Source organism: Asticcacaulis tiandongensis, from assembly GCF_006475605.1.
In the GTDB taxonomy this organism is placed as follows: Bacteria; Pseudomonadota; Alphaproteobacteria; order Caulobacterales; family Caulobacteraceae; genus Asticcacaulis; species Asticcacaulis tiandongensis.
Genome location: NZ_SSBC01000010.1, coordinates 38,465 through 63,021 on the forward strand (window position 1 = coordinate 38,465; position 24,557 = coordinate 63,021).

Genomic DNA, 24,557 nt, shown 5'->3' on the forward strand with positions numbered 1-24,557 from the left:
CTATGACGCAACCTTCTGAACCTTTGTGGAGGCGCATCAGCACCTTTGTCACGACTTTGGATGCCAAGGCCGTGCGTGCCGTATGGGTGACTCTGGCGCTCTTTGCCCTTGTGGGACTGGTTTTCCTGATCGGGCGCACAGAGTGGGGCGTTGAGGCGACGCACGCCCTTGAACACTGGATGGCCGAATACCGCCAGTCGCCTCTGGCCGTATTTATTGTCATTCTGGTTTTTACCCTCTCGGCCTTTATCGGTGTGCCGCAGTTCGTTCTGATTGCTGCCTGTGTCGTAGCCTTCGGGCCGTGGTGGGGCTTTGTCTATAGCTGGGTTGCAACCATAGTTTCTGCCGCCGTGACCTTTTATATGGGCCGGATTATCGGGGCGGAAACCCTGCAAAAGATTGGCGGCAGCAGCCTAAATCGCCTGTCGGCCTATATCGGCAAGAACGCGTTTATGGCGTCTTTTATTATCCGCAATGTGCCGTCCGGGCCGTTTATTGTCGTTAATATGGCCTTTGGCGTGTCCCACGCATCGTTCTGGGCGTTTCTCAGTGGCTGTGCCCTGGGGGTTATACCGAAAAATGTGCTGGTGGCGTTGTTTGGGTCTTCGCTGGCGCATATCTCAGCCGGTGGTGACTGGAAGGTGGGGCTTCTGATCCTGCTGATTGCGGTAATATGGCTGGGGATTGTGATCGGGGCACGTCATCTGGTGGAGCGCTGGCGTCGTAATCGCGCCTGATTCGCCGACCTCTGGCCGGAGAAAATTTTTATCTGAGATTACACCTCTTTGCAGAAACTTGATGACATCGCTGTCATTTCTGTGATTATTGAGGCTGTAATTTTGTCAGACAAATCAAAAGCTTTATGCTAAATTTGACTCGCAAATGCAAAAAAAGATCGCCCGGTTCATTTTTCGATTGCAAAAATGCGGCAAAACGCGTTTTTTGAAATTTGATTTATTTAATCGGTGCGGGCCTAAAGATAACCTCTTAGTCACCATAACCTACAGGTAGGGTACATGTCTGAACCTTCAAGCACCGCAAAGAGTGGCGGCAGCGGCCTGGTGCTCGCTGTAATATACGTCACCGCGCTATTTTTCATCTGGGCTTTCGTAACGAATCTTCTCGATCCGCTGCTGAAGGCGATGAAGACCGTATTCACGCTTAACAATGTCGAAGCCAATCTGACCGGTTTCGCTTTCTTTATTGCCTACGGGATCGCGTCTTTCCCGTCAGCCGCTTTCCTGTCGAAATTCGGCTACGCCAAGTCTATCATTCTGGGGCTTGGCGGGATTGTTGCAGGCTGTTTGCTGGCGATCGTCGCCACCAAGGTGCAGTATTATCCTGTCTTCCTTGTCGCCCTGTTCACCATGGCGTCCGGTGTTACGCTTTTGCAGGTTGCGGCCAACCCGCTCATTGCCTCTCTGGGCAATGTAAAGGATTCGCACTTCCGTCTTAACCTGTCCCAGGCCTTTAACTCACTAGGTGCCGCCTGCGGTATGTATTTCGGGGCTGTATTCCTCCTGAAAGGCGATATCTATCAGGAAGGCGTCGTTGTCACCGAAGCCCTGCGTCAGGAAACCTTCAGCTTCGTGAACAATGTGTACCTGCTGATTGCGGTAGCCCTGACTGTTTTTATCGGTGCCATCTGGCTTATCCGTCAGCGTATTACCGACGCGGCCCCGAAAATGGGCACACTGGTATCACCGTTCTCGGCTCTGACTTCGAAATGGGCCAATCTCGGCGCTATTGGTATCTTCCTTTATGTTGGTGCCGAAGTGGCTATCTCGCTTAACCTTCTGTTGTTCCTTGAGCAAAAGAACGTTCTGGCTGTTGGCGCTCAGGACGCCGGTAAGCTGATCACCTTCTATATGCTGTTCGCTATGATCGGTCGTTTCTTCGGTTCGGCCTTGCTGAAATTCGTCAAGGGCTATGTCCTGCTCGGTATCTTCGCGGTCGGTGCCATTGCACTGTCGGCTGTGGTTATCGGCACCAATGCGCTTGTACCCGAAGACCTGAATTCGACGGTCAACCTGCTTGGGGTTAACCTGCCTCTGACCACTGGTATTATTCCGGGGGCTGCGGCGGTTCTGATCGGTTTCTTCAACTCGATCATGTTCCCGACCATCTTCACCCTGACTCTGGAACGCTCGACGGCGCCGACTTCGGCAACGTCCGGTCTTCTGGTCTGCGCCATCGTTGGTGGGGCCGTTCTGCCGTTGATCTTCGGTTTCATTACCGACCTGACCGGCAGCCGTTCGTTCGGTTTCATCGCGCCTCTGCTGTGCTACGTCTATGTTCTGTGGTTTGCGTTTGCGGCACCTAAGGCCCCGACCCATGCCATCGAAGAGGGCGTGTCGTCAGGACACTAAAAGACTAAGGGCCGGCAACCTCTGCTGCGGGGGCGGGGTTGCCGGTACTAAGTGCTTACATAATAAACGCCTATACCCCGCGCTCAGGATGTGAAATGCTCTATATCGGCGTTGATTTCGGCGGCACCAAGATTGAAGCCGCTGCGCTTTCCCGTGACGGAAAGTTTCTGGCCCGTAAGCGGGAAGCCAACCCCGGTAACTATGACGATGCCTTATGCATTGTCCGTGATCTGGTTCTGGCTGTTGAGGCCGAGGCCCGTACCGCAGACCCTTCATTACAAAACGTAACCGGCAGCGTGGGCATAGGCTCGCCCGGTTCTGTATCCCCGCGCACGGGACTCATGCGCAATTCCAATTCCTTATACCTGAATGGTCGCACCTTTCGGGAAGACCTTGAGAAGGTGCTGGGTCGCCCGATTCGTCTGGCCAATGATGCCAATTGTCTGGCCTTGAGCGAAGCCGTGGACGGTGCTGCCAAAGGCGCGCAAAGCGTTTTCGCCATCATTATCGGCACGGGTTGCGGTGGTGGTCTGGTGATTAATGGTCGACTTGTCGAAGGGGCCAATGGCATCGCCGGTGAATGGGGCCACATGCCCTTGCCCTGGCCAAATCCCGAAGAGGTGCCAGGCCCGCGCAGCTGGTCAGGGCTTTATGGTACGATGGAAGAATGGGTGTCCGGTTCCGGCTTTGCCCGTGATTTCCGCGAAGTTTCAGGGCGCGACCTCAAAAGCGAAGCTATTATCGACGCCATGCGGGCTGGTGATGCGGAGGCTCAGGCCGCCTTTGACCGGTTGCTTGGGCGGCTGGGACGCGGCCTCGCGGCCCTGATCAATGTGCTTGACCCCGAAGTGTTTGTCTTTGGTGGCGGCCTGAGCAATGTGCCGGAAATCTATCAGCGCTTGCCCGATCTTATCCGCCCCTATGTCTTTTCGGATACGTGGGACGCGAAGCTCGTACCGGCACAATGGGGTGACAGTTCCGGCGTGCGGGGCGCAGCCTATCTCTGGGCGCAGAACGATTAAGGGGAATGGGCATGCGGGGCTGGGTCACAGGTTTGCTCCTTATGCTTTTACCCCCACTCGCGGCGGCTGAAACGCCGCGTGTACACGTGACCGAAGGGCTTATTGAAGGCCAGACCCGTGACAACGGGGTACATATTTTCAAAGCCATTCCCTTTGCCGCGCCACCGACCGAGGGCTTACGCTGGCAGGCGCCTCAGCCGCCGCAAAAATGGCAAGGGTTGCGGGAAGCACGTGACAGTGCGGCGCCTTGTTTGCAGGTCTCCTATGGCTGGAACGCAAAAGACGCCGAAACCAGTTCCGAAGACTGCCTTTATCTTGAGGTCGCCACGTCGGATTTAAAACCGGAAAAGCCTTTGCCGGTCATGGTCTATATTCATGGCGGGGCTAATCGCGCCGGTGCGGGGACGGGGCAGGTCTATTCGGCCATACCGGAAACGGGCGTGGTGCTGGTCAGTGTGCAATATCGTCTGGGTGTGTTCGGATTTTTATCCCATCCGGCGCTAAGTGCCGAACAGGGCGGATATTCAGGTAACTATGCCCTGATGGATCAGATTGCGGCGCTTAAATGGGTTCAGGCGAATATTGCGGCCTTTGGCGGCGATCCTGAAAATGTCACCCTGTTTGGTCATAGTGCCGGATCGCAGGATGTCGGCCTTTTGCTGAGCGCACCCAAAGCCAAAGGCCTGTTCCATAAGGCAATCATGCAATCCGGCCTGCCGCAATTTGGTTTGCCTGTGCGCACGCTGGCAGAAAACGAGGCGTTGGGCGCGACACTGGCGGCCCGGTATAGTGCTCATGCGCCTGATGGTGCAGCGGCCCTGTCAGATTTGCGTCAGGCTGACGCGAAAACGCTTCAGGCCGCCGCAGATGAACTTCAGCCGCCGATTGACGATAAAGGCTTTATCTGGCTTCAGGCAACTGTGGATGGAAAGGTCCTGCCGGAAGCACCGGAAATCGTTTTCCGAAAAGGCACGCAGGCAAAGGTACCGCTGATTATCGGTGTATCAGCGCGCGAATTTGGCGGTGAAGAGGGGGGCTTGCCTGCCTGGCGGGCTATGGTCAGAGAGGCTTACGGAGATCATGCCAACAGGGCGATGAGGTTCTATGGCCTAGGCCTGTTAGGCAAAAAGTACGATCCGTTATATGGCGTTGCCGGATTGGCCATTGCCACCGACGTTAATTTCCGTTGTCCGGCGGACTGGGTAGCGCGCCATCATACGGGCCCGACCTATCTGTATCAGCTTGAGGTGCATCGGCCGGATGAAACCGGCCCGGTCAGGCATGGGTCTGAACTGCCGTTCGTCTTCGATGCGCCACGAGGAGCAGGATGGCCGCCCCTGCGTGACTATTGGGTCGCTTTTGCTAAAACCGGCACACCGGAAGCCACAGGTGCCGTGTGGCCGGTCTATGGCAACGATAAAACCTACATGGCCTTCACTGCCGAAGGACCCAAAGCTGCGCACAGACTAAGGTCGCCTGTATGCAACTGGCTCGACAAGCCATAGAGAGTTCCCGCAAGGGATTTCATGACCGGACAATATAGACCGGCATTAACAAGGGGAGTGAAGACCATGACAACAGTGAATATTAACCGGCGACATGTGATGGCCGGTGTTGCTGCTCTCGGTTTTGGCGGTTTGAGCTTTGGGGCGGTGGCTCAGGCTCAGCCCACACTGATCTATGCCGACGGGCCTAAATCCGGCTGGTGGATTGGGGGGTGGTCAAAACAGGAAACCGTGGATTTTGACGGACAGAAACCGGTCAAGGTCACCATGGAAGGCTGGAATGCGTTTGCTTTCCAGACCGGTACGCCGGTTAAGGGGGATGCCTATACGACCCTGACCATATTGCTGCACGGTGGCGATAAGGGGCGTCAGGAACTTAAGCTGAGTGCACGTCTGGGCGAAAAGGATTATGGCGCAGAAGTGACGCTCAAAGCCAAAAAGGGGCAATGGGTGCGATATGATGTGGCGCTAAAAGACCTGAAGATTACAGGTGATTTCGACACGATCTTCATCAATAATAAAACGGCGGACGCTCAGCCGTCTTACTATATCAATCTGGTGTTGCTACAGTAGGCTCTAAGCCGTCTTCATCAGAGCTTCGCGTGTCGGTAGAAAGCGTTCATTGAACGGAAGTATACCGGCACCCCGTGCGGCGGCATCGACCGCCAGAGCTGCCCGCTTGACCTCGGCAATCTTCGGAATACGGGTATCCGACAATTGCCCGTAGGCCGCATTCAGACGGGCGCACAGTTCTTCCAGAAACGCGGCGGGAACGCGGCCGCCGATATAATGGGCCTCAGGGTTGATGGCGCAGCTTAAGGTCAGGAAGGGCGCATGCAGATGCGCGGCCGCATCTGAAATCCACTGATCAATGACCGTCAACCCTTTGCCCGAAAGGCCCTCAAGATCCTGAGGTGTGGATACGGGAATATCTGCGGCGTTTAAACGGGCGTAAAGCGCCGAGAGGGAGACTTCATCCTGAAGTGTCGCGGTTTTGTGTCCGTCGTCAGACATCACCGATACCGGCAGGAAGCCGATTTCACCGCTTCGACCATCAGCACCGCGGAAATAGTGACCATTGATCACCAGCCCGCCCCCCAGACCAGCGCTGATCAGCGTGTAGATAAAGCTATGGGTTTGCAGGCCATGACCAAACTGCATCTCACCGATGGAAGCAGCGGCAGCGTCGTTTTCCTGAATGATCGGCACATTGACGAGCGGGGCGAACAGTTCAGATATATTAATATCCGACCAGACCTCATAGGCTTCGGGCCGGTTCGGTAAACGCACGCGGCCCAGATCGTCCGGCATGCCTATGCCCATACCGATCAGTCGGTCAAAATCGATGGCCTTTTCAGCCCGGATTTGCGTCAGCGCGGACTCTACGAAGCGCACCACCTCGTCGGGCATGGCAAAATGGACTTCGCGGCTCTGGCGGGCGCGTACCTGTCCGGTGAAATCGAGCGCCACAATGGTGATGTGGTCGCGGTCAATATTCAGCCCGATAGAAAAGGCGCCGTTCGGATTAACCACCAGCTTGGTGGCCGGTTGACCGCGTCCGCCCAGTAAACGCCCGGCCTTAAGGATCATGCCCTCATTAAGCAGGCGACGCGTAATATTGGCGATGGCTGGCGCGGTAAGGCCCGTGATTTCCGCCAGATCGGCTCGGGTGACGGGGCCATTGGCGCGAATAGCCTGTAAGGTTACGCGTTGATTGTGGTCGCCCGCGCGTTCGAGATTGGTGCCGGACAGTCCCTCGCCATAGGTCACAGCTCGTATGGCTGTCTGGCCGGCGCTCGGGCGTTCATCAGCACTCATTACGTGAACTTCCTGTTGTCACTATAGCGTTTCAGGGTAACAAATTCAGCCATTTATAAAATAATTCTGTGGCTTCTTCTTACGGCATGTAAGCTATTTCGCCCTTAGCTTCAAGTCATCTGACAAGGCTCAGTTGATTAAATATATTTAAAATTATAAATCGACGGTTTGTTGTCGTCGATTTGACATCTGCTTGTTTTTGCTTCCATTGTTCGGAAAGATAAATATCGGGACAGGGTAACAGGGCATGGCTCAAACCGGAATTAAGGATATTGTCATTGTCGGCGGCGGAACAGCGGGCTGGATGTCGGCGGCGTTTCTGTCGCGGATATTCAATTCCGAGGGCAGCGCCAGTCCTATGCGCATCACCCTTATCGAGTCGCCGGATATCCGCACCGTAGGGGTGGGCGAGGCGACCATTCCGCCGATTATTTTCTTCAATCAGATATTGGGCGTAAATGAAGCCGATTTCATGCGCCGGACGCAAGGTTCGATTAAGCTGGGCATTGATTTTGTCGGCTGGCAGCGCGAAGGCCATCGCTATATCCACCCGTTCGGGGCCTTTGGTGCGCCGATTAACGGGGTGTCCTTTCATGCCTATTGGCTGAGGGCGCGACAGGCGGGGCTTAAGGCCGATATTTCGGACTATTCCCTATCCGCTCAGGCGGCCTATAAGGGCAAGTTCCGGCTACCAAATAATGATCCGCGCTCTGGTGTGCCGAATGTCAACTATGCCTATCATTTCGATGCCAACCTCTATGCCCAGTTCCTACGCGGCTTTGCCGAGGCGCGGGGCGTCAGGCGGCTTGAGGGCACCATCAAGACTGCCGAGCTTGATCCCCATGATGGCACCATCAGCCATCTGGTGCTGACGGACGGTTCCGAACTCAAGGGCGATCTGTTTATTGACTGCACGGGCTTCCGGTCGCTTCTGCTGGGGCAGACGATGGGCGTCAATTTTCAGGACTGGTCGCATTACCTGCCCTGTAACCGCGCTGTCGCGACCACCGATGAGCGGGTCGGGCCACCGCCGCCCTATACGCGGGCAACGGCCAAAAAGGCGGGCTGGATATGGCGTATCCCGCTGCAGCACCGCACCGGCACGGGCTATGTGTTCAATGACGCTGAGATCAGCGAGGATGAAGCCGCGCATACTCTTGTACAAAGTCTTGAGGGGCGGTCACTGGTCGATCCATGGTTCCTGCGCTTTACCGCCGGAAGACGTCGCGTGGCGCGAGTGAAAAACTGCGTAGCGATCGGCCTTTCCCTTGGTTTCCTTGAGCCGTTGGAATCGACGACCATCCACCTGATCCAGCATGGCCTGATCAAGCTGGCGGCGACCTTTCCGATTGCTAAAATCGATGAAACATCGGCTAAGCTCTACAATGAGATCATGGTTGCCGAGGTTGAACAAGTCAGGGATTTCGTCATGGCTCACTATGTGCTCAATGAGCGTAAGGGAGAGGCCCTGTGGGACTATGTCCGCCACATGGATATCCCCGACAGTCTGAAATTCAAATTTGACCTGTTCCGCGAACGCGGCCTGGCCATCTATCCGGATCAGACGGTGTTTCGTGAGGAAAACTGGGTGGCGATCATGCTGGGGCAGGGGCTTATGCCCAAGGCCTATGATCCTGTTGCCAATACGCTGGATGGGGCACGCATGAAGCAGCATCTGGACTATATGCGTCGGGTCTGTGCCGAAACCAGTGATCAGATGCCGACGCTGGATGAATTCCTCAGGAAATACTGTCCGGCACCGTTTGTTGCGCCGCCGTCACCTCAGAAGGCTTAGGCCCCAACCTCTCATGCACGCAGTCTCTCAGGCCGTCTCTGGGCCGGGGGCAGGGTGGCTTTGAGGAAACCGGCAGGCGGGTCGGTTTCAGCCAGAACCTGTTCCTTGATGGCGCGCGGTTCGCCAAAAAGATGTCCCTGCGCATAGGCAATATCGAGATCGAGAATATCGACGACCTGGCGCTCGGATTCGATTTTCTCGGCAATAATGTCGATGCCATAACGCGACAGCAGGCTGGCATAGTCACCGGCATGGATGTCCTTGAGGAACCTTAATGTCGGTTTGCCTTCGATATTCAGCAACTGCTCAAGCAACATGTCCGCACCGATTTTGACATAGCGCACATCGGAGCGTTGCAGGTCATGCAGATCGAAATCGATGCTGGTGACCTTATCGATAGAGAACTTGAAGCCCATATCGGCCAGTCGCGCCATGTGACGCGCTTCAAGTGCGCCGCGTGAATTGAAAGCGTCCTGACCCAGTTCAAAGATCAGTGAATCGGACAGATCACGGTTTTCATTGAGGAATTCAAGAAACTGCGGGAAGAATACCTCGTCACGCAGGCTGGTGAGCGAGATATTGCAGAAAATACCGATACGACGATCCTGCTTGGCCAGACGACGTACGATCTGCACGCAACGGAACAGCAGCAGATTGTCTATAGACGGTACCAGACCTTCGGGCTCGGCCACGCTAAGATATTCAGCGGGCATCAAAACACGACCAGTTGAATCGCGCAGACGCGAAAAGCTTTCGTAGAACAGGGTCTTGCGCTGAGGCAGCGAAACCGCTGGCTGCAGATAAAGGTCAACGCGATTCTGGATCAGGGCTTCGCGTACCGTTTCAATCAGGGCCAAGGCCTGCTGTTCATGACGCGACAGCGGCGCCTGAGACAGGGCCGCAGGGGCCGCTTGTGCAGTGCCTGTACGCCAGTCGGCCAGACGATCCTCGATGCTTTCGCCGAGCTTCATCACCAGATTTTCCAGCATTTTTACTTCGCCGGTCAGTTCATCTGTGTTGGTAACCCGCTGATTCTGGACGCGATCAGCCAGTTCGATCATATCTTTTTGCGTATTGTCTATGGCATCGACCATCAGGCGGTGGGCATCACGAACCAGATCAATATCCTTACGCAGCCGACGCTCGGACAGATATTGGGTGACAAGGCTATGAAAGGCTATCGACAGGCCCAGCGTACCAAACAGGGCACCTATGCAGGCCCCAATATCCGATCCGCCGCGCCACAGCATGGTGGCGACGAACAGGGAGAGGACAAGATAGGTACCCATTAGCAGGGCAGAGGTCAGTCTGGCCATGGAGCCGCTTTCCCGAAATGCGCATGTGGCGGGCAGAATCGCTTGGATCGACTATGGGGCGATTTGTCTCTCGCGCCAATCATTTGTTAAGCTTTGTTAACAGATGGTTTACGCGGCCTGATCGGTGGACCTGCGGAACGGCCCGCCATAGGTAGGGTCGGCCTTACGTCGCCGGTCGGGCCCGAAATAGGAACTGCAACGGATAAAGGGGCGGGGGCGCATGATAATGGTGTCGATACGGCTGAGGAGGGCGCGTGCTGTCAGCGGCTTGACCACGAACTCATTGACACCGGCATCACGAGCTTCGACGACGCGGGAGCGTTCGGAATGACCGGTGATCATGATGACCGGCAGATAGGGATTAGACGAATCACTGGCATTGCGCAGCATGCGGGTAAATTCGACCCCATCAATCGGGAACATATTGAAATCAACCAGAGCGATGTCGGCCGGATACTGCCGCAGTATCTCAAGCCCTTCGGCACCGTCTCTGGCATCGCGGACGTCACGGATGCCTGATCCCTTCAGGATGGCGGTGACTATAGACCGCATGTGCTGATTGTCTTCAATCAGCAGGATTTTCAAAGTCCCGTAATCGGCCATAGGATAGGAAAACCTGACAACCGCGCTTGATAAGGCGGTTTTTGTATAAAGGCGTTGTTTTTGTGTACGCTTACTATCCTTCAGCGCTTACGACAAAAGCGGCATGGGGATCAAGCCTAAAACGGGTATGAAGAATAAGAAAACGATCCGGAGCGTATGCGGTTGTCAGATACCGGACATAAGGGACGGGTCAAGGGCGCGATCCCGCCATTTGAGCCGCCAGCACAGATGGGGACCTGTCGCGCGGCCTGTGGCACCGACGCGACCGATTTGCGCACCCTTTGGGACGATGTCGCCTTTTTTCACATCAATAGCTGACAGGTGCAGATACATTGAAATCAGACCCTGCCCATGATCCAGCAGGATAAGTCCGCCTTCGAAATGCAGATCAGGCTCCGCCAGAACCACACGCGCGGTTTGCGGGGCGAATACCGGCGTGCCGGTCGGCGCCGCCAGATCAATGCCGTAGTGCGGGCTGCGCGGTTCGCCGTTCAGAATGCGCTGATTACCAAAGCGACCTGAAATGCGATATTTCTCAAGCGGTTTGGAAAAGCGACCCATAAACCAGTCGGCATCTTCACGGCTGGCGAAGGCTTCGTCCTTGAGCGCGCGCTCGCGTGCAATGCGTTGCAAAAGGGCAGGGTCTGAAGGGGTAACGGTTGATGGCGGCAGGCCATCCACACGTTGAATGCTGTATTCCGTCTTATCAATATCAATGAACAGGGGTTTCTCGCCCTTGATCTCAAGCGTACAGAGTTCCGGGGCGTCGCGATCAAAGCCTATAATGAAATGGCCTTCTGCAGAGGTAAGACCTTGCGGCTTACCGTCAACCCATATTTCACGCCGTGGTTCCGCCGTCCCTTTGGCGTAGCCGCCCTGAACAAACCGCCCCCTCAGATCGAAGCGTCTGAAATTGAACAGGTCAGCCCGTGCGGCCGCCGGTGTAGCTGCCGCAACAGCCATCAGGCACAGATGTCGCCGATTGAGATGAGGTGCGCGCTTCAGGACTTCAGGCTCTTCCATCTCTGGGTGGCTTCTTCGGGGCCGGCATAGGCTTCCTGTGCGCGCGGGTCCCAGTAGCGCAGGGCCTCCAGCGGGATTTGCTTGCCGGAGACGGCGCAAATGACAAATTTTCCAGGTTTCAGAACGGCGTATTCGCCGTCGCCATAATGGAGGGTGGCCTGATTAGGCAGGGGTGTTGGCGTGTGCATATTCATAAGGATAAGATAAGCCCCGAAACCTTAAGGTTCAAGGACAAAAGGGGGTTAAAACAGGGTGCCCTGATCCGGCGCTTTATCGGGGGATTTCGAAACAGCGGGTTTGGGGGCCGGTTTGGGGGGGGGGCCTGATTTAGGCGAGGTTGCCCCTTCGGTTGCTGTAACCTCAAGCGTGGCATTGCCTTTGAAGGTCAGTTCGAGCACATCACCGGTCTCGACCTTTTGCGGTGAGGTCACAAGCCCTCCGCCTTTCCGGTTGACGCGGGCAAAGCCGAGGTTCAGGGGGCGATCAGGGTCAAGGCTCAGGCGCAACTGCTCAAGGCGTTTAAGCCGCTCGGACTTCTGCTCCAGCATACGCCGGAAGGCGGCCTGAAGGCGTATTTCAAGATCAGGCAGACGCGCCTGCTGACGGGCATGAGACACCTTGCGGGTGGTTGCCGCCTCAAGACGGGCTGATAGCGTCGTCAGGCGCTCGGTTTTGATGAGGCGCGGGCGTTCGAGCAGGGACGCATTAAGCCTGCCGGAAATGCGACCAAAAACATTGTCGTGGGCGTTGAGATTTTTAAGCAAGCCGCCCCCCAGACGATGGCTGACATAATCAAGCCTTTGCTGGGCGGCCTCAAGCAATTCAACCGGCTTAGGCAATGCGCGACTCAGGAGGGACACGCGCTCACGGCGCTGGGTCAGATAGCGCTCAAAACATCCCAGACGGCGGCGCTCAAGATCAAGCAGGAAGCCCCTCAGTTCATTCAGCACCGGTGTGGCGATTTCGGCAGCGCCCGTAGGAGTAGGTGCACGGCGGTCGGACACATAATCGATCAATGTGGTGTCCGTTTCGTGCCCTACGGCGGAAATGACCGGAATAGTGGATGCGGCGACCGCACGGGCCAGAGCTTCATCGTTAAAGGGCCACAGGTCTTCGACAGAGCCGCCGCCACGTGCGACAATCAACACGTCGGGTCTGGGGGCTTCGCCGCTATTAAAGCCCTGAATAGCGCGGATAACCTGAGGTGCTGCCCCATCGCCCTGCACAATCACCGGCCAGACAATGACACGACAGGGCCAGCGGTCGCGGATGCGGTGCAGGATGTCGCGAATGACGGCGCCGGTCGGAGATGTAATGACGCCGATGGTTTGTGGCGCGAAGGGCAGGGGCTTTTTACGCTCATTGGCAAAAAGACCTTCGCCGTGCAGGCGCTTTTTGGTCTGCTCAAGCTGGGCCAGCAGCGCACCGATACCGGCGGCCTCAAGCGATTCGATGACTATCTGATATTTCGATGAGGCCGGAAAGGTGGTGATTTTGCCAGTGACAATGACCTCAAGGCCCGATTCGGGCTGGGCCTTGAGACGGCTGACATTGCCTTTCCAGATGACTCCGTCAATGGCAGCGCGGTCGTCCTTAAGGGTCAGGTAGACATGGCCTGATGAATGGCGTGTGACCTTGGAAATTTCCCCCCGCAGGCGCACGTGATCATAGGTAGTTTCAATCGTACGCTTTAACGCGCCTGCCAGTTCGGAAACCGAATAGGGCGGGGCATTTCCACCAGAAGCGGAACCATCAGAAGCGGGTGGGATCAGGTCATTGGGCATGGCCCTGTTTAAGCCTGCCCGCTTAGGTCTGTCCAGTCCGCTATCTTCCGTCAGCGAGTTGGGGCATCTGTATTCCCTCTGTGCGCAAATATCCCAACACCTGATCTGAGGCCATGGGGCGGGCGATCAGATAGCCCTGAATAAAGCGCGCGCCGTTTTTGCGCAGCAGTTCGCATTCCGCCTCGGATTCAACCCCTTCAACCACATGCGTAAGCCCAAGCGTGCTACACAGGCTTAAGATCGCCCGCACAATCTTGCGCGCGGAGTCATGTTTCAGAAGCTGGGTGACAAAGGTGCGGTCAATCTTGATCTTATCGACCGGCAACTGATGTATGTAGCCAAGACTTGAATAGCCCGAACCGAAATCATCAAGGGCAATGCGCACACCTAAGGCCTTGAGGCGATTGACCGCTTCCAGAGCCGGTTCAAAATCGGTCAGCATAACCGTTTCGGTGATTTCGAATTCAATACGCCGCGGCGTGATGCCGCTTTGGGTAACCGCCTGGCAGATGCGGGTAATGCTGCGGGCAGAGCGGAGGTCTCGCGTTGACAGGTTAAATGAGATGCTGACATCTTCCGGCCAGTCCTGAACGGCGGCAAAGGCCTTATGTAAAAGCCGCTGAGTTATATCGCTGATAAGACCGGAGCGTTCGGCGGCGCGAATAAAAACATCGGGCGAAACCTCACCGAGCTTTGGGTTTTGCCATCGCGCCAGCGCCTCGAAACCGATTGTCTTCTGCCTGACCAGATCATATTGTGGCTGGAAAACAACATAGAGCTCGGCCTCAAGATCGCAAGCGCGCAAGGTCTGGTCGATGAGGCTGAAATCACGCATTTCGGCTTCGTGGCGTTCGGTGAATAACACCGGTGCGCCGCGTAAATTCTGCTTGGCATAGTAGAGCGCATAATCAGCCCGCTCCAGAAGCTGTGAGCCGGAATGGCCTTTGGATGTGTCGGCATGCAGATAACCGGCAGACGCTGAAATCCGCGCCTGTATCCCGCCGCTCAGGATATAGGTTTCGCGCAGAGTGTCACACAGGTGGCTGGTGAACTGATGCAGGCTGTCATCAGAATCGTGCGGATTGAGGATAAGGGCGAATTCATCTCCGCCCAGTCGCGCAACCAGTCCCCGTTCTCGGCAAATATGCTGAAGTCTCTGACCGACCTCGATCAGCAACAGGTCGCCCGTGGCATGACCGTAGACGTCATTGACCGGTTTGAAGCCATCGAGATCGATGACCACCAGATCGAACGGGTTTTTCTTGCGTATCCTGCGGTTCAGTTCATCAAAGAACTGGCGGCGATTGGGCAGGCCGGTCAGGGCGTCATGCTGAGCCATTTTTTCGGCAATCAGACGCGCATGGACGGTCCGTAAAAGGTTCATGCGCATGGTGGTAGCCAGAGCGAGAGAGGCTATAGTCCCGGCCAGAGCAATCCACAGAAACTGATGCAGCATATTAAGGCTGTCCTGTGCCGCCAGCACCAGCATGGTGCCTATGGATATAAGCGCACAGGGCACGAAGCCCTTAAGGCTGGGAGACATGATCGCATAGACAATCAGGATCAGGACAAAATAGACCAGACTGGGGGCTTCGTAATAGACAATCTGGTTCCCCAGAGCATTGGCATACATAAGCATAGTCAGGATCAGCGAGGCGATTTGCAGCTTCTGAGCTGTGTCTGCCTTTTGGATGTAGGGATATAGCAGGGCGCTGATTATGGTCGCCGGTATGCTCAGGACATTCAATATCCAGAACGACAGGCCATCTTCCCAGACGAGATTAACCGCCGAGACAATGGCATAATAGAGCATAATGCACAGACTTGCAGCCCGAACAAACGGGCGGATCGCCTTGACGCTCTGACGGTCGAATTCGACCGCGTCTTCAGGGGCGACATTAATGCTAAAGGTTCTGCTGAGCCAACCGGCTGTAGAGGGGGGAAGCAGGGCTGAAAAAACAGAACGGCTACGCATACAAAGGGCCTGAAAAGAATAGGTTTCTGTCTTAGGCATAAAAGCAAGCCATGAATATTATGCTAATCCGATCTGATAACTTTATGACAGGCAGAAGTGCGATGTAATTTTGTTGCGGATGAGACTTGCCTTGTCGGGCAAGCGGGGCCTACATAGGGTTTATGCTGCAGACGCAAAATAACACCCCCGCCTCATCTTCACGTCCATCTCCGGCTGAGTTAACCGGACAGGTCATCGACGCCGCTTGCAAAGCCGGTGCCGATGCCGCCGAAGCTGTATTTGGCGAAAGCCGCTCCTTAAGCATAGGTGTGCGCAAGGGGGCGGTGGAAACCATCGAAAGCGATGAGACGTCCGATTTGGGCTTGCGCGTATTTGTCGGTCAGAAGCAGGCGGTGGTGTCGGTATCCGAATTTTCACCACGCACGCTTGAGCGGCTGGTGGAACGCTGTGTCGCCATGGCCAGGATCGCGCCCGATGACGCCTATACCGGTCTGGCAGACAAGGCTTTGCTCTATAGCGGCCATTCCGATGGCCTCGATATTTTCGACTCGACGGAACTGAACGCTGAAACCCTGAAAGACCGCGCCTTAAGTGCTGAAGCCGCAGGCGTAGCGCTTGATCAGGCCCTGCAAAGCGATAGTGCCAGTGCCGGACGGGTGCAGTCACGCTGGTTTATGCAGACGTCTGACGGGTTTTCCGGTGCGCAGGCCTCAAGCCTGTTTTTCCAGTCGGCGCGTCTGATCGCCACCGATGCCAATGGCGGGATGGAACGTGACGGTGAGGGGCGCTCGACCCGTCATTATGCGGATTTGCCGTCCCCGGAAGACACCGGACGCATTGCGGGCGAACGCACTATGAAGGCGTTAGGCGCGCGCAAAATTGATTCACAGAAGGCGTCGGTTATTTTTGAGGCCCGTTCGGCTAAATCCCTGATCGGGCTGTTTCTTGGGGCTGTTTCCGGCCCTTCGGTGGCGCGCGGTTCCAGCTATCTGAAAGATCGTCTGGGGCAGGCCGTATTCGGTTCACAAATCAACATCATCGATGATCCCCTGCGGGTGCGGGGGTTGGGCTCCGGCTATTATGACGATGAAGGGGTGACGGCATCCGTCAGGCACCTGATCGAAAACGGCGTGCTGACGACCTGGTTGCTCAACACAGCCAGTGCGCGCCAGTTGGGGATGGTCTCCACCGGGCATGCTTCGCGATCCCTGGCTAATCCGGCAGGGGTATCGGCGCATAATGTGGTGCTTGAGGCGGGTAAGCGGTCACTCGCTGATGCTCAGGCCGCCGCTGGCAAGGGCGTCATCATTACCTCGATGTTCGGACCCAGTGTTAATGGAGATACCGGTGACTGGTCGGCCGGTGCCTCCGGCTTCTGGTTCGAGAACGGCGAAGTACAGTATCCGGTCAATGAACTGACGGTGGCAGGCAATCTGATTGATATTTTCAGCCGTCTTGAACCCCTGAGCGATCTTGAGATACGTGGCACGCTCGATACGCCGTCTATTTTGGTCGATAGCCTCAGCCTTGGGGGGAAATAGGATGGCTTACGCCCCCGGACATGACCTGAATGCCGAACTGGCCCTGCTGGTGGATAAGGCGCGACGGGCAGGGGCACTGGCGCAACATCTTAAGGCTCAGGGGCTGATCATCAGCTATAAGTCGGACGGGTCGATTGTTACCAATGCCGATCTTGAGGTTAACCTGTGGCTGAAGGAAGCCTTGCTTGAGGCACGGCCCGACTATGGCTGGCAAAGTGAGGAAAGCCCCGATACCGAAGATCGTCTTAAGCGCGATAATCTGTTTGTGCTCGATCCGATTGACGGCACCATCGGCTTTTCCAAGGGCAGCCCTTACTGGACCATTGCGCTGGCGCTGGTGCGCGATCACAGGCCGGTGGCCGCGGTCGTCTACGCGCCGGATGCACAGGAAATGTACAGCGCCGCTCTGGGGGGCGGGGCCTGGCTTAATGGCGAACCGGTCAGGGCCACCCGGACGGCTGAACTGGAATATGCACAGGGTATCGGTGATGGCCGCATCTTTTTCCGCGATATCTGGAAAGAGGACTGGCCGAAGATAGAAATGTCTTCGCGTCCGTCCGTTGCCTATCGCATGGTAGCGGTGGCAGCCGGACGGGCTGATTTCACACTTGCCCTGACGCCCAAGCGCGACTGGGATGTGGCGGCGGCGACCCTGATTGCCGAAGAAGCCGGCGCGAAGGTGTCCAACCATCTGGGCCAGCGTTATGATTTCAACCGTAGCGATACGCTGAAAACCTCTTTGATCTGTTCTAATTCAATTCTCTATCCCGAAATTCTCAGACGCTGTGCGCATCTGGAAACCCTCTGAAGGAGTACGAACATGACCGAAACGACCCCGCAACTCCTGCATCTCGTCATTGGGGGCGAACTGTCTGCCCCAACATCAACCAGCTTTAAAGACCTGACGGCGGTCGAGTTCGTCGGAGCCTATGCCAGCTATGAAGAAGCGAAAAAGGCCTGGCGCTCAAAGGCGCAATCAACCGTTGATAATGCCCTGATGCGCTATTATGTCATTCACGCACACAAGCTGCTTAACCCCGCCAACGACTGAGCAGGGCCTTAGGCCCTGCACCCATTTGCCCAGAGGTTAACGCATCCTTCTCCCCTCCCTATCTTTGCGATGAGGGGGTGGCATGGAGCGAAACGAACACGGGTACAGGGAGTATTTTTATGCGTTACCGCTTCGCTGTTTGAGCGCGAGGACCTGCTATTCGCGACGGAAGATTTTTTCGGTCAGCAATGTGCCCCACCATGAGGCCTTGAAATCGGCCTTGATCTGCACCGGATCATAGGCAGGGCTTTGGGTCCATTCAAGGAAGGTGAGGCCTGCGGGTTCGCCTTCCTGGAAATATCGCTCAAAGATGTAATCGAGCACGCCTGTTTTACCGGCCTTCATATGCAGGGTGCGAAGGCCAAGTTCGGAAACCGCTTCACGCATGGGGTGCCCGAGATGCAGGTGTCGGTAAAGTACGGACATGATGCCTGCGCGGTCAGCACCCGATTTACAATGCATCAGGGCCGGATATTCAATGCGGTCAAACAAGGCCTTTGCCGCCAGAATGGCTTCGGCAGAAGGGACGTCACGAGACGTGACGGTGAATTTCTCGAGTGTCAGGCCCAAATGCTGACAGGCCCACGTCTCAAGGGCCTGAAAAGAGCCGTGCCCGCCGCGCAGATTAATGACGGTTTTTATGCCGTCGTGCCTCTGAAACCATTTAAGCTGAAATGGCCAGGGCTGATTGGTGCGCAGCATCTTTTGGTCGATCCAGTGCGCATTGGTAAAGCTCAGGCGCAGATAGGCGTGATCTTCCCACAAAAAGGCCATGCGTGTCTTGAAACGACCCCAAGCCGTGGCTGTGTCATACACCTTACGCGGCTTTTTTGTCTTTTTGATCAGCTTCACGATTACGGTTGTCCTTAGTGTCTGGTCTTCGGCTTGATCGCCTCATATATCTATTTCGTGACGGGATTACAAACCCCCGAAAACATCACTACCAGAAGGGTTTCTCTGGATAAGCCGGCTGAGCGCCCGCGCAAAAGGTTTGAACACAGGCGTGATAAGCCTATATAGTCACATTGGTTTTCATTGTTTCGTATGGTTGAATGACCCAGACGCCACCCGCCACACAGGCTGACGAGCCGGTATTGCACGATCCGCTGACATCAAAGGCGATCATACATCGTGTATGGCGTGATTATTTGACGGCCTTCGGGGGCTATCTCAGTCTGGCCTTTGTGTGCGCCTTGGGCGTAGTCGTCACAACGCAGTTTCTGATCTGGTGCCTTAAGCCCGGTGTCGAGCTTTTGTTTGGTGAAAGCGGCTCTCCGGCTGCCTCAGATGTACCGGCCTTTGTGTCAGCCAATCCGTTGCTGTGGGTGCCGGTGATCATGATCGCCGCCACGCTGTTCCGGCTGGGGGCACAACTGGGGCTGGCCACATCTGTCAATCGCGTCGGGCATAGCCTTGTGGGGCGATTGCAGTCGCAGTTGTTTTCAGGTTTCGTCCGGTCAGATCTGAGCCAGCTCGATAAAGCCCACTCAGGCAGTTATCTGTCGTCGGTGTTGTTTGATGCGGGTCTGATGCGCGAAGCCACGACCAATGGTGTCATCAATTACGTACAGCATACGGGCATTGTCATTGCCATGCTGGCGACCATGGCCGTGATTGACTGGCGCATGACACTGGGGGTGCTGGTGGCGGGGCCGCTGATCGGTGCGGTCTTAAGCAAGTATAACAAACGCACCAAAAAGGCGGCCAAGGGGGCGATGGAGGAGACCTCAAGCCTCTCGACCGCGATCATGGAAAGCCTTGACGGCATTCGGGTCGTCAAGATCAATAATCGGGAAACCTATGAGCAGGATCGTGTCGACGCCGTCATTTCGCGGCGTCAGGCCCATATCATCAAAGGCGCCAATGCCCGTGCTTCGGCTGCGCCGTCGACCGAGGCTCTGACGACGATTGTACTGGCGCTGGTGATCACCTACGCTGGCTGGCGTGCACAGGCAGGGGCCATGACGCTGGGGGGCTTTACCGGCTATATCGCAGCGCTTGGGGCGGCGGGACAATCCCTGCGCCAGCTGGCCAATTTACAAACCGTCATGGCTGAAGGCTTTACGGCCGCACGGCGTCTGTTCGGTGTGCTCGATATCCGTCCGAAAATTATCGATGCGTCTGAAACGGTTGAGTTGCCGCGCGATTTTGGTGTGGTGCGTTTTGATCAGGTGGGGTTCAGCTATGGCGATAAGCCGGTCCTAAGCGATATCAGTTTTGAAGCCCGCCCGGGTCAGGCGATTGCTCTGGTTGGGCCATCGGGTTCAGGTAAGTCTAGCTTGCTTAATCTCATCCCACGCTTCTATGAGGCGCAGTCAGGGCAAATCCATTTTGGGGCGCTGAACCAAAAATCCCTGTCGATCAAGTCCTTGCGCGATAATATTGCACTGGTATCTCAGGATGCGTTTTTGTTCGATGACACCTTAAGGGCTAATATCGCCTATGCGCGGCCCGACGCGACTGAGGCTGAAATTCATCAGGCCATAGCCGATGCGGCGGCAGATGATTTTATCAACGCCTTGCCTGAGGGACTTGAGACGCGTACCGGTGAGGGGGGATCGCGCCTGTCGGGCGGTCAGAAACAGCGCATCAGCATTGCCCGCGCTTTCCTGAAAAATGCGCCTCTGTTGCTGCTCGACGAGGCGACCTCGGCGCTGGATACGCAGTCCGAGCAAAAGGTGCAAGCGGCACTCGAACGCCTTATGGCGGGACGCACGACCTTTATTATCGCCCACCGGTTGTCAACCGTGCGTCATGCCGACCTCATACTGGTCATGGATAATGGACGGATTGTCGAACGCGGAACGCATGACGAATTGATGCGTCGTTTCGGGCTATATGCTTCGCTTGCGGGGACACAACTTCTGCCGGAGGCTTTGCCAGAGACTTTGCAAGAGGGGGGCGCATGAAGCAGCTTCTGGAGGCAGAGTGGTTTCAGGCAATAATGGCGCGGATTATCGTTGGCTATCTGAAGTTTTGTTATGCCACGACCCGCTGGCATCACGAAGGTCTTGAGGCGGTCGAAGCCATCTGGCGTCAGGGCGGGCCGGTGGTGTTGCTTCTGTGGCATCAGCGGGTACATTATGCCCCTGCCAGTTGGCCGCTCGATCGGGCGCAGAAGATGTGCATTCTGGTGTCGCAATCACGCAGTGGCGATTTCAGTGTTCGCACCAATTCCCTGTTTGGCTATCATATCATTCGCGGTTCGGCTGCCAAGAAGTCCGACCCGACCAAGCAGAAGGGCGGGGCGCAGGCCTTTCGGGAAATGCTGCGCTGGCTGCGCGCCGGTAATGCCGTAGCCCTGACGCCCGATGGGCCCCGTGGTCCGGCACGTGAAATGACCGAGGGGGCTTTGAAACTTTCCCAGATGTCGGGCGCGGCGGTGGTGCTGATCGGGCAGGCCTCTTCACGTTTTACGGCCATCAACAGTTGGGACAAGCAGCGCATTCCGATGCCATTTGCCAGAGGGGCCATGTGGTGGGAGGTATTGCCACCAGTACCTGCAGATGCCGATGAGGCGGCTCTTGAGCTTATCCGCGAAGATATGGGGGGCCGCCTATCAAGCCTGACGGATCAGGCGGACAATAAGGTAGGCGTATGAGTGTGTGGTTAAACCTTTATGGCCTTGTGATGCGGGGCTTTCACGGCTTTGCACCTGGCTTGCTCAGACGCCGTGCGGCAAAGGGAAAAGAAGATGTTGAACGGATGCAGGAACGTCTGGGGCGGGCATCTGTTGAACGCCCAAACGGGCGGCTGATCTGGTTTCATGGGGTCAGTGTTGGCGAAAGCCTGTCGGCCATTCCTTTGGTTAATCAACTATTGACCAAACATCCGGATGCACAGGCTCTGGTGACCAGCGCCACAACGACCTCGGCAGAAATTTTGAAAATGCGGTTGCCGGTTCCGGCTATCCATCAATATGCGCCCATTGATACACCGCAGGCGGTGAGTACCTTTCTTGATCACTGGAAACCTGATCTGGCGGTGTTTATCGAAAGCGATATCTGGCCAAATCTGCTGACAGCGCTTGACCGGCGGCATGTGCCCCGTCTGCTGCTCAGTGCGCGGATTACGGAAAAAACTGCCAGGGGCTGGCAAAGATTGCCAGACACTATGCGCAAACTGCTAAGCGGCTATGGTTTGATCATGGCGCAGGATAGCGGCAGCGAACAGCGCTTGCGGGCATTGGGGCCCGAGGTAGTCAGCCGCATGGGGCCATTGGCCAATCTCAAGGCACTTGGGGCGCCGTTGGCAGATAATGCGCCTGAACGTGGCGCAGTTAAGGCGCAGGTCGGCGACCGGCTTATGGTGCTGGCGGCCTCTACCCATCCGACTGAGGAAAACCTGATTGCCCATGCGCTAAGGCCCGTGCTGAAACAGACAGGGGCCTTATTGATTATGGTGCCGCGCCATCCGATTAGGGCCTCTGATATTCGGTTTGACCTCGAGGCCCTGGGGTTTAATGTGGCGCAGCGGTCAATGGCCGAGCCTTTGACGGCGCAGACCGACATCTATCTGGCTGACACTCTTGGGGAGCTTGGGGTGTTTTTCAGGTTAGCCGATCTGGTAATTATGGGCGGTGGCTTTGGTCAGGGCGTCGGCGGGCATAATCCGCTTGAGGCGGCGCGTCTCGGGAAGGCGGTTATCACAGGCCCCGACCTGTCCAACTGGGAGGGCGTCTATCGCGATATGTTCGAAGCGGGTTGCGCCTTCAAGGTCGCCAATAGCGATGAATTGGGGTTTGTCACTCAAACCCTGTTTGACACACCGCAATCAATCGTTGATGCGAATGCGCGCGCTCTGAAACTGGCGGAAACGGACACGGATACGCTTGATCTGGTATGGCGGCATATGGCACCTTTCCTGCCGCAACAGGAGGACGGTCATGCCGCTTAAGACGCCGGTCTGGTGGTATAAACGCGACGCCAAAGGGGCCCCGTTTTATCGCTTTGCGGCGCTGCCTTTGTCAGGCCTTTGGTGGCTGGCGGGGGCCTATAAGCGCCTGACCGCCAGACCCTATCGTGCCATGAAGCCGGTGATATCTGTAGGCAATGTAACGCTGGGCGGATCCGGCAAAACCCCGCTTGAACGTGAACTTCTGAGGCGGCTGACGAAGCGGGGCTTTAAGCCTGCGCTGCTGACGCGCGGCTATGGCGGCAGCCTTGAGGGGCCGGTGAAGGTCGAGCCTGAACATTCGGCCTCAGAGGTCGGGGACGAAGCCGTGATGATCGCTGCTGACTATCTCGTCTACATCGCCCGTGACCGATCCGAGGGCCTGAGGTTTCTTGAGGCCGTCGAACCTGACATCATTATTACCGATGACACCCACCAGAATGTCAGCATCCACAAAGACACCCATATTCTGGTCGTTGACGGCGATACGTCTGATGATAGCTGGCCGTTTGGCGACGAGCTTATGTTCCCCTGCGGCCCTATGCGTGAACCCTTGTCGGCGGGGCTGGCACGAGCAGATATTGTTGTGTTGTGGTTGCCGGATGAAGGTGCAATAGCTGATCCGCGGCTGTTGAGGCGTTTGTCGTCCAAGCCTGTCTATGTTGCCAGACTTGTGCCCAGACCGCGAAGTGCGCCATCAAAGGTGATTGCTTTCGCCGCCATCGCGAAGCCGTGGAAGTTTAAAAACACACTGTCAGGACTTGGGTATAGTCTTCTGGATTTTATTGATTTTCCGGATCATCAGGCTTTGGATGATGCGACCCTGACCCGTCTTTGGGACAAGGCGGTCGCCAAGGGAGTCAGCCTGATAACCACGGAAAAAGACTGGGTGAAGTTGTCACCGCAGTGGCGTGAAAAGATTGATTATTTACCCATAACGGCACGTTTTGATGATCAGGCGGGCTTTATGCGCGCCTTGCTGAAGGAATAGAGGATGACTGTACCCTTAGTGACGGCCAATGGGGCCGCCATCCCCGCTATCGGATTCGGCACCTTCCGCATGCCTAAGGTCGAGGTGCAAAAGGTCGTTCCTGAAGCCATTACTACTGGCTTTCGTCATATCGACACCGCGCAGTTTTATGACAACGAAGATGCCGTCGGGCAGGCCATTATCAATTCCGGCGTGGCGCGTAAGGACATTTTTCTAACGACCAAGATACGGCCTGACCGTTTCGCAAATGACGTGTTTGTCGCGTCTTTGCATCAGAGCCTGAAAGACCTGAAAACAGACTATGTTGATCTGTTGCTGCTACATTGGCCGGTATTCAGCGATGCGCCGCTCGAGGCACAGATCGCCACGCTCAATGCGATGCGGGCGGCGGGGCTGGTGCGGCATATTGGTGTGTCGAACTATACGGTTGACCTGATGCGCAAAGCGATGGCCTTCAGCGACGCACCGATCATCACGAACCAGATCGAATTTCATCCCTATCTCAAACAGGACATCGTCTATGCCGAGGCCCGCAAACTGGGCCTGTCCCTGACCGGCTATTTCGCCATGGCCAATGGTCAGGTGCATGAAGACGAGGTGCTGAAAACCATTGCGGCAAAGACCGGCAAGACGGTCGCCCAGGTGGTGCTGCGCTGGGTTATCCAGCATGAGGGCGTGGCCGTGTTGTCAAAAACCGCCACCGTGTCACGGGTAAGGGAGAACTTTGACATTTTTGACTTTGAGTTGTCGGCTGCTGACATGGCTGCGATCTCAGCATTGGCCCGCACAGGTGCACGCATGGCCAAGCCGGAAGCCTATGCGCCGCAATGGGCCAATGATTGATAATTAAAAAAACCTCCCGGATCAGGGA

22 protein-coding genes are annotated in these 24,557 nt (G+C 56.1%); 14 read left to right on the top strand and 8 right to left on the bottom strand.

Going from position 1 to position 24,557, the window contains the following annotated elements; translation table 11 throughout:
- Positions 1-2 precede the first annotated feature (2 nt).
- From E5201_RS04180 to E5201_RS04200, 5 genes are all read left to right on the top strand, one after another.
- The gene (locus tag E5201_RS04180) at positions 3-737 is read left to right on the top strand and encodes a TVP38/TMEM64 family protein (protein WP_140984755.1); all 735 of its coding nucleotides are present in this window, start codon (positions 3-5) and stop codon (positions 735-737) included.
- 279 nt (positions 738-1,016) lie between these two features.
- Positions 1,017-2,369, top strand: coding sequence for a sugar MFS transporter (locus E5201_RS04185; RefSeq protein WP_140984756.1), 1,353 nt, complete (start codon positions 1,017-1,019; stop codon positions 2,367-2,369).
- A 95-nt stretch (positions 2,370-2,464) separates the two neighbouring features.
- Positions 2,465-3,391, top strand: a complete 927-nt coding sequence (locus tag E5201_RS04190) for an ROK family protein (RefSeq protein ID WP_140984757.1) — start codon at positions 2,465-2,467, stop codon at positions 3,389-3,391.
- Positions 3,392-3,432: 41 nt separating this feature from the next.
- Positions 3,433-4,896 carry a carboxylesterase/lipase family protein gene (locus tag E5201_RS04195; RefSeq protein ID WP_246050391.1) on the top strand — a complete coding sequence of 488 codons (1,464 nt, stop codon included), beginning with the start codon at positions 3,433-3,435 and terminating at the stop codon, positions 4,894-4,896.
- Positions 4,897-4,962: 66 nt separating this feature from the next.
- The gene (locus tag E5201_RS04200) at positions 4,963-5,469 is read left to right on the top strand and encodes a hypothetical protein (protein ID WP_246050392.1); all 507 of its coding nucleotides are present in this window, start codon (positions 4,963-4,965) and stop codon (positions 5,467-5,469) included.
- Between the two features lie 3 nt (positions 5,470-5,472).
- On the opposite strand, the gene E5201_RS04205 is transcribed toward E5201_RS04200, so the two are convergent.
- Positions 5,473-6,714 carry an ROK family transcriptional regulator gene (locus tag E5201_RS04205; RefSeq protein ID WP_140984759.1) on the bottom strand — a complete coding sequence of 414 codons (1,242 nt, stop codon included), beginning with the start codon at positions 6,712-6,714 and terminating at the stop codon, positions 5,473-5,475.
- A 247-nt stretch (positions 6,715-6,961) separates the two neighbouring features.
- Between E5201_RS04205 and E5201_RS04210 the strand changes: the two genes are divergently transcribed.
- Complete coding sequence (locus E5201_RS04210) at positions 6,962-8,509, top strand: tryptophan halogenase family protein (protein ID WP_140984760.1); 1,548 nt, start codon at positions 6,962-6,964, stop codon at positions 8,507-8,509.
- 11 nt (positions 8,510-8,520) lie between these two features.
- Here E5201_RS04210 and tipF read toward each other — a convergent pair whose 3' ends face one another.
- The 6 genes from tipF to E5201_RS04240 all read right to left on the bottom strand — a co-directional run bounded on the left by tipF (position 8,521) and on the right by E5201_RS04240 (position 15,210).
- Positions 8,521-9,825, bottom strand: coding sequence for a flagella assembly cyclic-di-GMP phosphodiesterase TipF (tipF, locus tag E5201_RS04215; RefSeq protein WP_140984761.1), 1,305 nt, complete (start codon positions 9,823-9,825; stop codon positions 8,521-8,523).
- A 108-nt stretch (positions 9,826-9,933) separates the two neighbouring features.
- Entirely contained in the window at positions 9,934-10,428 is a 495-nt protein-coding gene (locus tag E5201_RS04220; protein ID WP_140984762.1) for a response regulator, read from the bottom strand.
- Positions 10,429-10,593: 165 nt separating this feature from the next.
- Positions 10,594-11,391, bottom strand: a complete 798-nt coding sequence (locus E5201_RS04225; protein WP_246050393.1) for a M23 family metallopeptidase — start codon at positions 11,389-11,391, stop codon at positions 10,594-10,596.
- A gap of 38 nt (positions 11,392-11,429) precedes the next feature.
- Positions 11,430-11,645: a DUF2093 domain-containing protein gene (locus E5201_RS04230; RefSeq protein ID WP_140984764.1), complete on the bottom strand. Its 216-nt coding sequence runs from the start codon at positions 11,643-11,645 to the stop codon at positions 11,430-11,432.
- A 48-nt stretch (positions 11,646-11,693) separates the two neighbouring features.
- Positions 11,694-13,235, bottom strand: coding sequence for an exodeoxyribonuclease VII large subunit (xseA, locus tag E5201_RS04235; RefSeq protein ID WP_140984765.1), 1,542 nt, complete (start codon positions 13,233-13,235; stop codon positions 11,694-11,696).
- 40 nt (positions 13,236-13,275) lie between these two features.
- On the bottom strand, positions 13,276-15,210 hold the full coding sequence (locus E5201_RS04240) for a putative bifunctional diguanylate cyclase/phosphodiesterase (protein WP_140984766.1): 1,935 nt from the start codon (positions 15,208-15,210) through the stop codon (positions 13,276-13,278).
- 161 nt (positions 15,211-15,371) lie between these two features.
- Here E5201_RS04240 and E5201_RS04245 point away from each other — a divergent pair, with 161 nt between their 5' ends.
- Genes E5201_RS04245 through E5201_RS04255 form a run of 3 tightly spaced genes read left to right on the top strand, consistent with a single transcriptional unit; the run spans position 15,372 to position 17,802 of the window.
- Entirely contained in the window at positions 15,372-16,751 is a 1,380-nt protein-coding gene (locus E5201_RS04245; RefSeq protein WP_140984767.1) for a TldD/PmbA family protein, read from the top strand.
- A 1-nt stretch (position 16,752) separates the two neighbouring features.
- The gene (locus E5201_RS04250; RefSeq protein WP_140984768.1) at positions 16,753-17,559 is read left to right on the top strand and encodes an inositol monophosphatase family protein; all 807 of its coding nucleotides are present in this window, start codon (positions 16,753-16,755) and stop codon (positions 17,557-17,559) included.
- A gap of 12 nt (positions 17,560-17,571) precedes the next feature.
- Positions 17,572-17,802, top strand: coding sequence for a DUF4170 domain-containing protein (locus E5201_RS04255; protein WP_140984769.1), 231 nt, complete (start codon positions 17,572-17,574; stop codon positions 17,800-17,802).
- A gap of 156 nt (positions 17,803-17,958) precedes the next feature.
- On the opposite strand, the gene E5201_RS04260 is transcribed toward E5201_RS04255, so the two are convergent.
- Complete coding sequence (locus tag E5201_RS04260) at positions 17,959-18,576, bottom strand: fused DSP-PTPase phosphatase/NAD kinase-like protein (protein ID WP_246050575.1); 618 nt, start codon at positions 18,574-18,576, stop codon at positions 17,959-17,961.
- Positions 18,577-18,854: 278 nt separating this feature from the next.
- On the opposite strand from E5201_RS04260, the gene E5201_RS04265 reads away from it, so the two are divergent.
- The 5 genes from E5201_RS04265 to E5201_RS04285 are packed head-to-tail and all read left to right on the top strand — an operon-like array spanning position 18,855 to position 24,529.
- Entirely contained in the window at positions 18,855-20,711 is a 1,857-nt protein-coding gene (locus E5201_RS04265; RefSeq protein ID WP_140984771.1) for an ABC transporter ATP-binding protein, read from the top strand.
- Positions 20,708-21,403, top strand: a complete 696-nt coding sequence (locus E5201_RS04270; RefSeq protein ID WP_140984772.1) for a lysophospholipid acyltransferase family protein — start codon at positions 20,708-20,710, stop codon at positions 21,401-21,403. Before E5201_RS04265 ends, E5201_RS04270 begins: the two co-directional genes overlap by 4 nt.
- Positions 21,400-22,698, top strand: a complete 1,299-nt coding sequence (locus tag E5201_RS04275) for a 3-deoxy-D-manno-octulosonic acid transferase (RefSeq protein ID WP_140984773.1) — start codon at positions 21,400-21,402, stop codon at positions 22,696-22,698. Before E5201_RS04270 ends, E5201_RS04275 begins: the two co-directional genes overlap by 4 nt.
- Complete coding sequence (lpxK, locus tag E5201_RS04280; RefSeq protein WP_140984774.1) at positions 22,688-23,686, top strand: tetraacyldisaccharide 4'-kinase; 999 nt, start codon at positions 22,688-22,690, stop codon at positions 23,684-23,686. Before E5201_RS04275 ends, lpxK begins: the two co-directional genes overlap by 11 nt.
- A 3-nt stretch (positions 23,687-23,689) precedes the next feature.
- The gene (locus tag E5201_RS04285) at positions 23,690-24,529 is read left to right on the top strand and encodes an aldo/keto reductase (RefSeq protein ID WP_140984775.1); all 840 of its coding nucleotides are present in this window, start codon (positions 23,690-23,692) and stop codon (positions 24,527-24,529) included.
- Positions 24,530-24,557 lie beyond the last annotated feature (28 nt).

What these genes read in the sequence shown, in the direction of transcription:
- E5201_RS04285 (WP_140984775.1), top strand. Translation starts at nt 23,690, where the DNA reads ATGACTGTACCCTTAGTGACGGCCAATGGGGCCGCCATCCCCGCTATC.
- E5201_RS04205 (WP_140984759.1), bottom strand. Translation starts at nt 6,714, where the DNA reads ATGAGTGCTGATGAACGCCCGAGCGCCGGCCAGACAGCCATACGAGCT.
- xseA (WP_140984765.1), bottom strand. Translation starts at nt 13,235, where the DNA reads ATGCCCAATGACCTGATCCCACCCGCTTCTGATGGTTCCGCTTCTGGT.
- E5201_RS04265 (WP_140984771.1), top strand. Translation starts at nt 18,855, where the DNA reads ATGACCCAGACGCCACCCGCCACACAGGCTGACGAGCCGGTATTGCAC.
- E5201_RS04270 (WP_140984772.1), top strand. Translation starts at nt 20,708, where the DNA reads ATGAAGCAGCTTCTGGAGGCAGAGTGGTTTCAGGCAATAATGGCGCGG.
- tipF (WP_140984761.1), bottom strand. Translation starts at nt 9,825, where the DNA reads ATGGCCAGACTGACCTCTGCCCTGCTAATGGGTACCTATCTTGTCCTC.
- E5201_RS04245 (WP_140984767.1), top strand. Translation starts at nt 15,372, where the DNA reads ATGCTGCAGACGCAAAATAACACCCCCGCCTCATCTTCACGTCCATCT.
- E5201_RS04200 (WP_246050392.1), top strand. Translation starts at nt 4,963, where the DNA reads ATGACAACAGTGAATATTAACCGGCGACATGTGATGGCCGGTGTTGCT.
- E5201_RS04195 (WP_246050391.1), top strand. Translation starts at nt 3,433, where the DNA reads ATGCTTTTACCCCCACTCGCGGCGGCTGAAACGCCGCGTGTACACGTG.
- E5201_RS04275 (WP_140984773.1), top strand. Translation starts at nt 21,400, where the DNA reads ATGAGTGTGTGGTTAAACCTTTATGGCCTTGTGATGCGGGGCTTTCAC.
- E5201_RS04225 (WP_246050393.1), bottom strand. Translation starts at nt 11,391, where the DNA reads ATGGCTGTTGCGGCAGCTACACCGGCGGCCGCACGGGCTGACCTGTTC.
- E5201_RS04190 (WP_140984757.1), top strand. Translation starts at nt 2,465, where the DNA reads ATGCTCTATATCGGCGTTGATTTCGGCGGCACCAAGATTGAAGCCGCT.
- E5201_RS04255 (WP_140984769.1), top strand. Translation starts at nt 17,572, where the DNA reads ATGACCGAAACGACCCCGCAACTCCTGCATCTCGTCATTGGGGGCGAA.
- E5201_RS04220 (WP_140984762.1), bottom strand. Translation starts at nt 10,428, where the DNA reads ATGGCCGATTACGGGACTTTGAAAATCCTGCTGATTGAAGACAATCAG.
- E5201_RS04210 (WP_140984760.1), top strand. Translation starts at nt 6,962, where the DNA reads ATGGCTCAAACCGGAATTAAGGATATTGTCATTGTCGGCGGCGGAACA.
- E5201_RS04185 (WP_140984756.1), top strand. Translation starts at nt 1,017, where the DNA reads ATGTCTGAACCTTCAAGCACCGCAAAGAGTGGCGGCAGCGGCCTGGTG.
- lpxK (WP_140984774.1), top strand. Translation starts at nt 22,688, where the DNA reads ATGCCGCTTAAGACGCCGGTCTGGTGGTATAAACGCGACGCCAAAGGG.
- E5201_RS04240 (WP_140984766.1), bottom strand. Translation starts at nt 15,210, where the DNA reads ATGCGTAGCCGTTCTGTTTTTTCAGCCCTGCTTCCCCCCTCTACAGCC.
- E5201_RS04250 (WP_140984768.1), top strand. Translation starts at nt 16,753, where the DNA reads ATGGCTTACGCCCCCGGACATGACCTGAATGCCGAACTGGCCCTGCTG.
- E5201_RS04230 (WP_140984764.1), bottom strand. Translation starts at nt 11,645, where the DNA reads ATGAATATGCACACGCCAACACCCCTGCCTAATCAGGCCACCCTCCAT.
- E5201_RS04260 (WP_246050575.1), bottom strand. Translation starts at nt 18,576, where the DNA reads ATGGCCTTTTTGTGGGAAGATCACGCCTATCTGCGCCTGAGCTTTACC.
- E5201_RS04180 (WP_140984755.1), top strand. Translation starts at nt 3, where the DNA reads ATGACGCAACCTTCTGAACCTTTGTGGAGGCGCATCAGCACCTTTGTC.